We start from the raw sequence: 12,230 nt of genomic DNA, 5'->3' as shown, positions 1-12,230 counted from the left end.
AAAATTTACAACTTATAATATTTTTATTCTATGAATTAACTAGTTTTAAAGGTGAATGACTTCATCATATGCATCGGCAACAGCTTCCATTACGGCCTCGCTCATTGTGGGGTGTGGATGGATTGTCTTTAATACTTCATGACCAGTAGTTTCTAATTTTCTACCTAAAACAGCTTCCGCAATCATGTCTGTTACGCCGGCTCCTATCATATGACATCCTAACCATTCGCCATATTTTGCATCAAAAATAACTTTTACAAAACCATCTGGAGTACCAGCAGCTTTTGCTTTACCTGAAGCAGAGAAAGGAAATTTACCGATTTTTAATTCGTAACCAGCTTCTTTTGCTTTTGCTTCGGTTAAACCAACAGAAGCAATTTCTGGAGTTGCATAGGTGCAACCAGGAACATTGCCGTAATCTATAGGCTCTGTATGCAAACCTGCTAATTTCTCTACACATGTAATTCCTTCTGCAGAAGCAACATGTGCCAAAGCTTGTCCAGGAACTACATCGCCAATAGCATAATAGCCTGGAATGTTAGTTTGATAAAAATCATTGACAAGAATTTTATCTCGGTCAACAATAATTCCGACATCTTCTAAACCAATGTTTTCGATATTCGATTTTATACCCACTGCCGATAATAAAATGTCTGCTTCTAATTTAATGTCACCTTTTTTTGTTTTTACAGTGGCAACAACTCCTTCACCAGAAGTATCAACAGATTCTACAGACGAATTTGTCATTACTTTAATTCCTGCTTTTTTAATAGAACGCTCAAATTGTTTTGAGATGTCTATATCTTCTACAGGAACTAAATTTGGCATATATTCTACAATCGTAACTTCTGTACCCATGGTATTATAAAAGTGTGCAAATTCAACACCAATGGCACCAGAACCTACTACAATCATAGATTTTGGCTGACTTGGTAAGGTCATTGCTTTTCTGTACTCTATAACTTTTACACCATCTTGCGGTAAGTTTGGTAACTCACGAGAGCGAGAACCGGTTGCTATAATAATATTGTCTGCGCTGTATTCTGTTACAGTACCATCTTCTGCAGTAACATCAACTTTTTTCCCTGTTTTTATTTTACCAAAACCGTTTATAATATCAATTTTGTTTTTCTTCATTAAAAAAGCGACACCTTTGCTCATTCCTTCAGCAACACCACGACTTCTTTTTATCACGGCATCAAAATCTTTATCAATAGATTCAGCCTTTAAACCATATTGATCAACATGCTTTAAATAGTCATATACTTGGGCAGATTTTAATAACGCTTTTGTAGGAATACAGCCCCAGTTAAGACAAATACCACCTAAAGATTCTTTTTCTACAATGGCAACTTTAAAGCCTAATTGCGAAGCTCTAATTCCAGTTACATAACCTCCAGGTCCACTTCCAATAATAATGATATCGTATTTCATGTTGTTTTTGTTTATTTTTCTCAACCGAAAATTTAAAAGTACTTGTTATTCTTTTAAATTTCAAATTGAATTTTATTTTTAAGCACAAATTTACCAATTTTTGTTTAATTGATAATATTTGCTATTTATTTTATAATATTAGTATCGAGATACACGTAATTAACAGCATTTTTATGTGTCAAATTAATGTCAATATCTTTTTTACATTCTTTCAGGAACTTCAATTCCTAATAAAGAAAACGCTAATTTTATAGTGTCTGCTACTTTTTTTGCGAGCTGAACTCTAAACGTTTTTTTATCTGGATCTTCTTCCCCTAAAATAGATACATTCTGATAAAAAGAATTAAATTCTTTGACTAAATCGTAGGTGTAATTCGCAATTATAGCAGGTGAATAATTGGCTGCCGCTTGCTGAATTGTTTCAGGGAATAACTCCAATTGTTTTAATAATTCTTTTTCTTTTTCATGTAATGCTATAGAAACAGGATTTGAGTAATCAAACTCTGCTTTTCTAATGATCGATTGAATTCTAGCATACGTATATTGTATAAAAGGTCCTGTATTTCCTTGGAAATCTACAGAAGATTTTGGGTCGAATAAAATTCTCTTTTTAGGATCTACTTTTAAAACAAAATATTTTAAAGCTCCTAAACCAATTTTTTGATATAAATCTTCTTTTTCGGCAACTGAATAGCCATCTAATTTGCCTAATTCTTCAGAAATTTCTTTTGCTGTATTCGTCATTTCTACCATTAAATCATCTGCATCTACAACGGTTCCTTCTCTAGATTTCATTTTTCCAGAAGGTAAATCAACCATTCCGTAACTTAAATGATGCAATTGTTTTGCCCAATCAAATCCTAATTTTTTTAAGATTAAAAATAAGACCTGAAAATGATAATCTTGCTCATTACCAACCGTATAGACCATTCCGCCTACGTCGCTATAATCTTTTACACGCTGAATGGCTGTGCCAATATCTTGCGTCATATAAACCGCAGTACCATCTGAACGTAATACGATTTTTTCATCCAAACCATCGGCTGTTAAATCACACCAAACAGAACCATCGTCTTTTTTATAAAAAACACCTTTTTCTAAACCCTGAGCAACAACATCCTTTCCTAATAAATACGTATCACTTTCATAATATAAAGTATCAAAATTAACACCCATATTTTTGTAAGTAACCTCAAACCCACTATATACCCAAGAGTTCATGGTTTTCCAAAGTGATACAACTTCTTTATTTTCTCCTTCCCATTCTTGAAGCATTAATTTTACTTCATTTCCTAAATTACTATAGTTGTTGAAGTATGCATCCTTATAATTCTTTCTGAATTCTTTTCTTATTTTACAGTCAGAAAAAAAATCTTCTTTATTATTTTGATAATTTTCTCCAATTTTATTCCAAAGTGATATCCTCTCTAATTCTGAATTTTCTTTATATTGTAGATATTTTTTTTCACCCTTATCAGATTTTAACCAAATTGAATACTCATTTTGAAATTCTTGTTCGAATTTTACATAATAATTACCAACTAATTTATCCCCCTTTAAACCTGTAGACTCTGGTGTTTCTCCATTTCCATACTTCTGCCAAGCCAACATCGATTTACAAATATGAACTCCTCTATCGTTTATGATTTGAGTTTTGTAAACTTTTTTTCCTGAAGCTTTTAGAATTTCAGAAACAGCATAGCCCAATAAATTATTACGAACATGCCCTAAATGTAATGGTTTGTTGGTGTTTGGAGACGAATATTCTACCATAATCGCTTTTTCATCCGCCTTTGGCGAAACAAAACCGTAGAGAGCATTTGAATATATTGTATTAAAAAATTCATTATAAAAAGTATCTGAAACCACAAGATTTAAAAATCCTTTTACAACATTAAAACGTGTTATTTCGGTTACATTTTCAACAATATAGTTCCCTAAATCTTCACCAATTTGAACAGGATTCCCTTTCTTATAGCGCAATAAAGGAAAAACCACTACAGTAATATCACCTTCAAACTCTTTACGAGTTGCTTGGAATTCTACTGTCGGAATTTCTATCTGATATAAATTGAAAAAGCCTTCTTTTACTTTGGATTCTATAAGATTTTGAATACTCATTTTGGTGCTTTAATTAATTGGCGAAAATACACAATTTTAAACAACTTTTTAAGAGAATTAGTCGTATTTTTCGAGGATGGAAAAGCGCTTAGAAATGTTGCCTAAATTAGCAGAAGATGCTATCAAAGAAAATAAAAAATATTTTTCAAATTTAAAGAAAAGAACGCCCAAAAATTTAGACTATGTAATGCAAGAGTTGCATGATGCTGAATTTGCAAAAACAGATTGTTTAGACTGTGCTAATTGTTGTAAAACATCTAGCCCTATATTTATGGATAAAGACATTCAGCGTATTTCTAAACATTTAAGAATGAGGGTAGCAGATTTTACGAGCACCTATTTAGAAAGAGATGTCGATGATTTTATGGTGTTAAAAACAGCGCCTTGTTCTTTTTTAGACCTTTCTGATAATAGTTGCACTATTTATGATGTTCGCCCAAAGGCTTGTGCAGAATACCCGCATACAGATAGAAGAAAATTTATTCAAATTACAGACTTAACGATTGTCAATACAACGATATGTCCTGCAACCTACAATATTGTAGAAGCGCTAAAAAAACGTTTACCGATGGCCTCTAAAGTTAAAAAAACGAGAAGCTAATTCAAAAATTCAAAGAACTTGTTATTCTTTATATATCAAATATTTACTTCTTACTTGTTTAAAATCTCTCAAATCCTCCTGCCAAGATTCTCTTATTTCTTTTGCTGATATACCTTCTTCAATTTGCTGTTGCAATGTTATGTTTCCAGCATGGATTGTAAAGGTCTCTCCAAAGAATTTTGCTGTTTTTGGGGTTTTGTTGAAAGCATCGATCAACCAATCTAAATTAATAGAACTTAGTTTTTTGTTTTTGCTAAGATCTACACCATAACAAAGTTTCCCTTTTTCTTTTGGATATTTAGCTCCAAAATTCGGTTCTGGAGTATACTGAAAATCACTTTTTGGAAAAAATGACGCTCCATATCTTTGAAATTGAAATTCGGTGCCTCTTCCTGCATTAATAATGGTGCCTTCAAAAAAACCTAAACTAGGGTAGAGGTTTATAGACTTGTCATTTGGTAAATTTGGTGAAGGTCTAATCGCTAAACTATACTCAGAATGGTGTGTATAATTTTTTAAAGGAATCACTTTTAGGTCACATTGTATGCCGTTTTTGAGCCATTTTTCGCCGTTAATCATTTGTCCATATTCGCCAATGGTCATTCCGTATACAACCGGAACAGGATGTTTGCCAACAAAACTAGCATGTTGTAATTCTAAAACAGGACCATCAACATAATGCCCATTTGGGTTGGGTCTATCTAAAATCAAAACAGGAATTCCAACTTCTGCACAAGCTTCCATCACATAATGCAAAGTAGAAATATAGGTATAAAAACGAACGCCCACATCTTGAATATCAAAAACAACAACATCAATTTTTTCTAGTTGTTCAGCAGAAGGTTTTTTATTTTTTCCGTACAAAGAAATAATTGGTAATCCTGTTTTGGCGTCTTTTCCATCTTTTATAAATTCTGCTGCATCTGCTTTTCCGCGAAAACCATGTTCAGGAGCAAAAACTTTTTGAATTGTTATATCATTATAATTATGTAAATAATCAACTAAATGAAGAGTAACCTTCTTAGAACCCATAACATTTGGGGCAATTTCTGTTCTTTGCAAAACAGATAAAACAGAGGTTTGATTCGCTACAATGGCAATATTTTTTCCTTTTAATACATTAAGATATAATTCAGTTCTTTCTGCTCCTGTTTTAATCAAGGTGACGTTTTCTTTATTCGGAATTTCAAATTTTGGTTCTTGAACTTTTTGAGTACAAGAAATCAGCTTAAAATTCATCAACAGAAATAAGATTAAATATGTATTTTTGAACGGTTTTAAATGTATCATAAATTTGAATTACGAGTTATTTATTGCAAAACGCATTATTATTGGCAAAAAGTATAAAAATAGTGTTTCATCGCCAATAATAAAAATTGCCATTACTGCAATTGCGTTAGGAATTATTATTATGCTTATTGCAGTAGCAACAGGTGCTGGCTTGCAAAATAAAATCCGTGATAAAATGGCAGGTTTTAAAGGGCATATACAAATTGTTAATTACGATGCTAATAATTCTGATGTTTCTACAACTCCTGTTGATAAAAACCAAGATTTTTATCCGAAATTTAAAAATATTTCGGGCATTAAAAACATACAAGTATTTGCCAATAAAGGCGGCATTTTAAGAACAGAAACCGACTTCGAAGGCATTATTTTTAAAGGGGTTTCTACAGATTACGATTGGTCTTTTTTTGAAGAATATTTGGTAGAAGGTAAAGTGCCAAATTTTAAGCAACCAAGAACAAGAGATGTTTTACTTTCAGAAACCGTTATGAATCGTTTGAAATTAAAATTAAACGATACAATTTTGGCTACTTTTCTAAAAACAGCAACGAGTAAATTGCCTTCAAACAAAAAGTATATTATTTCAGGAATTTACAATTCTGGTTTTGCCCAATTTGATAAAAGTATGATGATTGGTGATATTAGAGAGGTGCAAAAGTTAAATAAATGGACTGAAAATCAGATTGGTGGTTTTGAAGTTTTGTTAGATAATTTTGAGGAGATTGAGGTAAAAGGAGAAGAGATTTATAGAGAAACGAGTTCCACTTTAAAAAGTATAACGATTGTAGAATTGTATCAAAATATTTTTGATTGGATTCAATTATTTGATAATAATATTTGGTTCATAATTGGTATTATGATTGTCATTGCAGGCATCAACATGATTACAGCTTTGCTTGTTTTAATTTTAGAACGTGTGCAAATGATTGGTATTTTAAAAGCCTTAGGAAGTAGCAATACTAGCATCAGAAAAATTTTTTTATACAACGCTTCTTATCTTATTTTAAAAGGACTTTTTTGGGGAAATATTATTGGATTGTTACTCATATTTATTCAATATTACTTTAAGGTAATTACTTTAGATCCAGAAACGTATTATGTAACAACGATGCCGGTTTACATTTCTTTTACATCCGTTATTTTACTGAATGTAGGAACTTTATTACTATGTTTTTTAATGCTAGTAATTCCGTCATATATTATCACAAAAATAGAGCCATCAAAAGCCATTAAATTTGCATAAAAAATAGTTTATTTTGGGCGTTCCCAAGGTCGCGCTTTTCATTATATCTTTTTTTCGTTCCTCAAAAAAGGATGTCATTTCAATCGCTAACGCAAACTCTATAAAAATAAATTATCTTTGCATTTGTAAAATTAAGAAATGAACTACGCAGAAAATATATTAGAAACTATAGGGAATACTCCTTTAGTAAAATTAAACGTTTTAACGAAAGAATTGCCTTGTTTGGTGCTTTCTAAATATGAAACTTTTAACCCAGGAAACTCGGTAAAAGATAGAATGGCATTGCAAATGATTGAGGATGCAGAAGCAGACGGACGATTAAAACCTGGAGGAACCATTATAGAAGGTACTTCTGGAAACACAGGTATGGGCTTGGCTTTAGCTGCAATTGTAAAAGGCTATAAATGTATTTTTGTAATGGCAGATAAACAGTCTCAAGAAAAGATAGATATTTTAAGAGCTGTGGGTGCAGAAGTTGTGGTTTGCCCAACAAATGTAGATTCAACAGACCCGAGATCTTATTATTCAGTTTCTAAACGTTTAGGAGAAGAAATACCAAATTCTTGGTATGTAAATCAATATGACAATCCGAGTAATTGCAAAGCACACTTTTTAAGTACAGGTCCAGAAATATGGGAGCAAACTGAAGGGAAAGTAACTCATTTTGTAGTTGGAGTAGGAACAGGGGGAACGATTTCTGGCGTTGGTAGTTATTTAAAAATGAAAGCTAAAGAAGCAGGAACTACCGTGAAAGTTTGGGGAATTGATACCTATGGCTCTGTCTTTAAGAAATATCACGAAACGGGTGTTTTTGATGAAAATGAGATTTATCCTTATATCACAGAAGGAATTGGAGAAGATATTTTACCATTAAACGTAAATTTTGGAGTTATTGATGGTTTTACAAAAGTAACCGATAAAGATGCTGCAATTTATACACAGCGTTTGGCAAAAGAAGAAGGCATGTTTTTAGGGAATTCTGCTGGAGCTGCGGTAAAAGGATTGCTGCAGTTAAAAGAACATTTTACAAAAGACGATGTTGTGGTTGTACTGTTTCATGATCATGGAAGCAGGTATGTGGGTAAAATGTTTAACAACGATTGGATGCGAGATAGAGGTTTTGTGGAAGAAGATTTTAAAACTGCAGCAGATTTAGTAAAAAGTAACTCAGATAGATCTTTGGTTTTTGCACAAACAGAAGAGTTGGTTTCTCATGCCATTGAACGAATGAAATCTTTTAAAATTTCGCAAATGCCTGTAAAAGATGTGAATGGTTTTGTGGGTTCTTTAGATGAGTCTATTTTATTACATCATTTTATTACGGATAAAAATATAGCAGACAAATCGATTAAAGAAATTATGGGAAAACCATATCCTATGGTCATAAAATCTACTAAATTAGAAGATATTTCTAAGTTGATGACCAAAGAGAATGATGCCGTTTTAGTTGATTTAGAAAATGGATACCATCATATTATTACCAAGCACGATATTATTGGTGGTATTTAATCGAAAAGAATTCCTCGATGCTCTGCGTCGGGGTTTCCGTTGAAATTGTCATCCCCGTGAAAACGGGAATCTAAATAATAGAATTTTGATTTTTAACCTTTTTAGGTCAAAATGAAACGAGCGAAACCTGCCTGCCGCAGGCAGGTAACCCTGCGGGGCTGCCTCGAGGATAGTTCGTTTCAAGAAATTCTTTATTTGCCGAAACTTTCACGTATTTCAAACCTTTAAAAGTGACCATTCAACGAAAAGTACTTTTTTAATTAGATAATAAATTTATATTTGTCGTGTATTTAATTTTAAATGCTAAACCACTTTATAAGTTGGGGGACTTATAATTTGTGACTATCTAAATCGTCTAAAGAGAAATTTTTAGACGATTTTTTTATGTCTAATGGTTGATGTTGCATTTGCATTAGAACGGATCAAGTGTAAAAGTTAGGGCGTGTTTATTATTTGTTAATTAGTGTTGTCCGATTAAAATTAGCTAAAATGTTTTAAAGTATTGATAGTATTGATTTTGAAGAGCCTTTAAAGTAGTGTACCTTGCTTTTAAAACCGCTTTAGAATTTATGATGTATCGAAAAATTTAAAATCATAATAATATTGTTTTTCAGTTAGATACATTCAAGTCTTTGTTCTTTACTCTAACAGCGAAAGCGGTCTTTTTATCTTTTATCGGACAACAATGTTTGTTAATTATAATATTTAATAAATTACACTTTTATAAAGATTGACAGTCGTGATTATGGATTCAAATCTTGCAAGAAAGAGTTCTTAGCATTTATAGGATCTCATAATTCTATAGATAGAAAAGCTAAGTTTTAGGATAAATAACTACTATTTGGATAAAAACATACTTTTAATTTAAATATGTCTAAAAACAAGATTAGAATTTTATAGTGTAAAGAATACATTTACAGTCTTTTAAAAATTAATCAGAAAAAAGTTAAAAAAACAGTTGTTATTGTTAAAACAGGTTGTATATTTGCACCCGCTAACGGAAACAGGGTTGGTAAAGTTCATTGAGATTTGTGTTAGTTATATTGGTTTAATTAAGGTTATTTTATTTTTTAGATGTTAACAAATATTTAAAAAATAATGAAATTTTTATTAGGTTGATATTATAAACTTGTGGTATGTTTGCAGTCCGAAATTTCGGGGGGGTAAAAAAGTTCAAGTTTAGGGTTTAGAAAAATAATTAAAATTTTATTTATTTTTTCTTGTCAGATTAAAAATAAGTTTTAGATTTGCACCCGCTAACAGAGATAGCAAAAAAGATCAAAAAAAATCAAGAAATTTTGGAATGGTTTTGAGAGAGGCCAACTAGTTCGATTCTAGTGTTTCTACAAATTAGGATTCATAGTGAGTGTTTATAGCATTCATGCGATTCCCTAAGAGTTCATTGAAAATATTGAAATTGACAGCGTAAACAAAGAGTAGAATAACCATGTTTAAATAATTAGACAAATTCTTTTGAAACTTATTCATTATAATATTAAAAATATACAATGAAGAGTTTGATCCTGGCTCAGGATGAACGCTAGCGGCAGGCTTAACACATGCAAGTCGAGGGGTAACATTGTGCTTGCACAGATGACGACCGGCGCACGGGTGCGTAACGCGTATAGAACCTACCTTTTACAGGGGGATAGCCTTTAGAAATGAAGATTAATATCCCATAGTATTGCGAGATGGCATCATTTTGTAATTAAAGATTTATCGGTAAAAGATGGCTATGCGTCCTATTAGTTAGTTGGTAAGGTAACGGCTTACCAAGACATCGATAGGTAGGGGTCCTGAGAGGGAGATCCCCCACACTGGTACTGAGACACGGACCAGACTCCTACGGGAGGCAGCAGTGAGGAATATTGGGCAATGGAGGCAACTCTGACCCAGCCATGCCGCGTGCAGGAAGACTGCCCTATGGGTTGTAAACTGCTTTTATACAGGAAGAAACACTCGTACGTGTACGAGCTTGACGGTACTGTAAGAATAAGGACCGGCTAACTCCGTGCCAGCAGCCGCGGTAATACGGAGGGTCCGAGCGTTATCCGGAATCATTGGGTTTAAAGGGTCCGCAGGCGGTCGATTAAGTCAGAGGTGAAATCCCATAGCTTAACTATGGAACTGCCTTTGATACTGGTTGACTTGAGTCATATGGAAGTAGATAGAATGTGTAGTGTAGCGGTGAAATGCATAGATATTACACAGAATACCGATTGCGAAGGCAGTCTACTACGTATGTACTGACGCTCATGGACGAAAGCGTGGGGAGCGAACAGGATTAGATACCCTGGTAGTCCACGCCGTAAACGATGGATACTAGTTGTTGGGATTTATCTCAGTGACTAAGCGAAAGTGATAAGTATCCCACCTGGGGAGTACGGTCGCAAGACTGAAACTCAAAGGAATTGACGGGGGCCCGCACAAGCGGTGGAGCATGTGGTTTAATTCGATGATACGCGAGGAACCTTACCAGGGCTTAAATGTAGTATGACAGGACTAGAGATAGTTTTTTCTTCGGACATATTACAAGGTGCTGCATGGTTGTCGTCAGCTCGTGCCGTGAGGTGTCAGGTTAAGTCCTATAACGAGCGCAACCCTTATCGTTAGTTGCCAGCATGTAAAGATGGGGACTCTAATGAGACTGCCTACGCAAGTAGTGAGGAAGGTGGGGATGACGTCAAATCATCACGGCCCTTACGTCCTGGGCCACACACGTGCTACAATGGTATGGACAATGAGCAGCCATCTGGCAACAGAGCGCGAATCTATAAACCATATCACAGTTCGGATCGGAGTCTGCAACTCGACTCCGTGAAGCTGGAATCGCTAGTAATCGGATATCAGCCATGATCCGGTGAATACGTTCCCGGGCCTTGTACACACCGCCCGTCAAGCCATGGAAGCTGGGGGTGCCTGAAGTCGGTCACCGCGAGGAGCCGCCTAGGGTAAAACTGGTAACTAGGGCTAAGTCGTAACAAGGTAGCCGTACCGGAAGGTGCGGCTGGAACACCTCCTTTCTAGAGAAATATGGTGAGTTACAAAAGGGAAATTTTACTCTTTGCTGTTAATTTTAAAAAAACAATATATTTAAGCTATTATAGTCTCGTAGCTCAGCTGGTTAGAGCGCTACACTGATAATGTAGAGGTCGGCAGTTCGAGTCTGCCCGGGACTACAATTTTTTAATATATAAGGAAATTCTAGAAGTGGTTATGCACCCAATTTTAGTCGGCTCACGACTGCAGACTAAAACCTGTTGACTGCCACTAGAAGAAAAAGGGGGATTAGCTCAGCTGGCTAGAGCGCTTGCCTTGCACGCAAGAGGTCATCGGTTCGACTCCGATATTCTCCACCAGGCAATGCCTGGAGATAAGTTAAATTATTTCCAGAGTATTGTAGGCAGATTGTTGCTGAGAGTTTAAAAACTTGTCAGTGGCGACTCGCCACATAGTTCATTGACATAATGGTAAAATGATATCGTAAGAATCAAAAAGATAGAGAGTTTTGTATAGCGATATACGGAACAATTTTTATAAAGAATAAAAAGAGCTCGTTGTGATGCAGAGATGTATCACGGCAAAAAGTACAATAAGTTAAGTAAGGGCGTATGGCGGATGCCTAGGCTCTCAGAGACGACGAAGGACGTGATAAGCTGCGAAAAGCTACGGGGAGGGGCACATACCTTATAATCCGTAGATATCCGAATGGGGCAACCCGGCATGTTGAAGACATGTCACCTAGCAATAGGGGTAAACCCGGTGAACTGAAACATCTAAGTAACCGGAGGAAGAGAAAACAATAGTGATTCCGTTAGTAGTGGCGAGCGAACGCGGATTAGCCCAAACCAATGCTGTTACGGCAGTATTGGGGTTGTAGGACCACAATATTTGATGCTAAGTGAATTAGAACTGTTTGGAAAGACAGACCATAGAGGGTGATAGTCCCGTAAAAGTAAGCGAAGTTATTGATAGTGGTATCCTGAGTAGTGCGGGACACGAGTAATCCTGTATGAATCCACCGGGACCATCCGG

6 protein-coding genes, 2 tRNA genes and 2 rRNA genes (1 of these 10 running past the window's edge) are annotated in these 12,230 nt (G+C 34.7%); 7 read left to right on the top strand and 3 right to left on the bottom strand.

Translation table 11 applies throughout. The features are described from left to right. Positions 1-45 precede the first annotated feature (45 nt). The gene (lpdA, locus tag K8354_RS10395; protein ID WP_223439378.1) at positions 46-1,434 is read right to left on the bottom strand and encodes a dihydrolipoyl dehydrogenase; all 1,389 of its coding nucleotides are present in this window, start codon (positions 1,432-1,434) and stop codon (positions 46-48) included. 201 nt (positions 1,435-1,635) lie between these two features. Further along, positions 1,636-3,555 carry an arginine--tRNA ligase gene (gene argS / locus K8354_RS10390; protein ID WP_223439377.1) on the bottom strand — a complete coding sequence of 640 codons (1,920 nt, stop codon included), beginning with the start codon at positions 3,553-3,555 and terminating at the stop codon, positions 1,636-1,638. A gap of 76 nt (positions 3,556-3,631) precedes the next feature. On the opposite strand from argS, the gene K8354_RS10385 reads away from it, so the two are divergent. Continuing rightward, the gene (locus K8354_RS10385; protein WP_223439376.1) at positions 3,632-4,156 is read left to right on the top strand and encodes a YkgJ family cysteine cluster protein; all 525 of its coding nucleotides are present in this window, start codon (positions 3,632-3,634) and stop codon (positions 4,154-4,156) included. Between the two features lie 21 nt (positions 4,157-4,177). Here K8354_RS10385 and K8354_RS10380 read toward each other — a convergent pair whose 3' ends face one another. Then, positions 4,178-5,395, bottom strand: a complete 1,218-nt coding sequence (locus K8354_RS10380) for an exo-beta-N-acetylmuramidase NamZ family protein (RefSeq protein ID WP_223439375.1) — start codon at positions 5,393-5,395, stop codon at positions 4,178-4,180. A gap of 55 nt (positions 5,396-5,450) precedes the next feature. Here K8354_RS10380 and K8354_RS10375 point away from each other — a divergent pair, with 55 nt between their 5' ends. The 6 genes from K8354_RS10375 to K8354_RS10350 all read left to right on the top strand — a co-directional run. Continuing rightward, positions 5,451-6,686, top strand: coding sequence for an ABC transporter permease (locus K8354_RS10375; protein ID WP_223439374.1), 1,236 nt, complete (start codon positions 5,451-5,453; stop codon positions 6,684-6,686). A 138-nt stretch (positions 6,687-6,824) separates the two neighbouring features. Further along, complete coding sequence (locus K8354_RS10370; RefSeq protein ID WP_223439373.1) at positions 6,825-8,195, top strand: pyridoxal-phosphate dependent enzyme; 1,371 nt, start codon at positions 6,825-6,827, stop codon at positions 8,193-8,195. 1,505 nt (positions 8,196-9,700) lie between these two features. Next, positions 9,701-11,218: ribosomal RNA gene (locus K8354_RS10365) — 16S ribosomal RNA — on the top strand. Positions 11,219-11,300: 82 nt separating this feature from the next. Further along, positions 11,301-11,374: transfer RNA gene (locus tag K8354_RS10360), tRNA-Ile, on the top strand. Between the two features lie 103 nt (positions 11,375-11,477). Next, positions 11,478-11,554 (top strand) — tRNA-Ala (locus K8354_RS10355). A 231-nt stretch (positions 11,555-11,785) separates the two neighbouring features. After that, positions 11,786-12,230 (top strand): 23S ribosomal RNA (locus K8354_RS10350); it runs 2,475 nt beyond the window's last position. The 16S and 23S rRNA genes sit together here with 2 tRNA genes alongside, the layout of an rRNA operon.

The organism is Polaribacter litorisediminis, assembly GCF_019968605.1.
GTDB lineage: Bacteria > Bacteroidota > Bacteroidia > Flavobacteriales > Flavobacteriaceae > Polaribacter > Polaribacter litorisediminis.
Note: the sequence above shows the minus strand (reverse complement) of the source record. Positions and strands in the feature narration are given on the sequence as shown.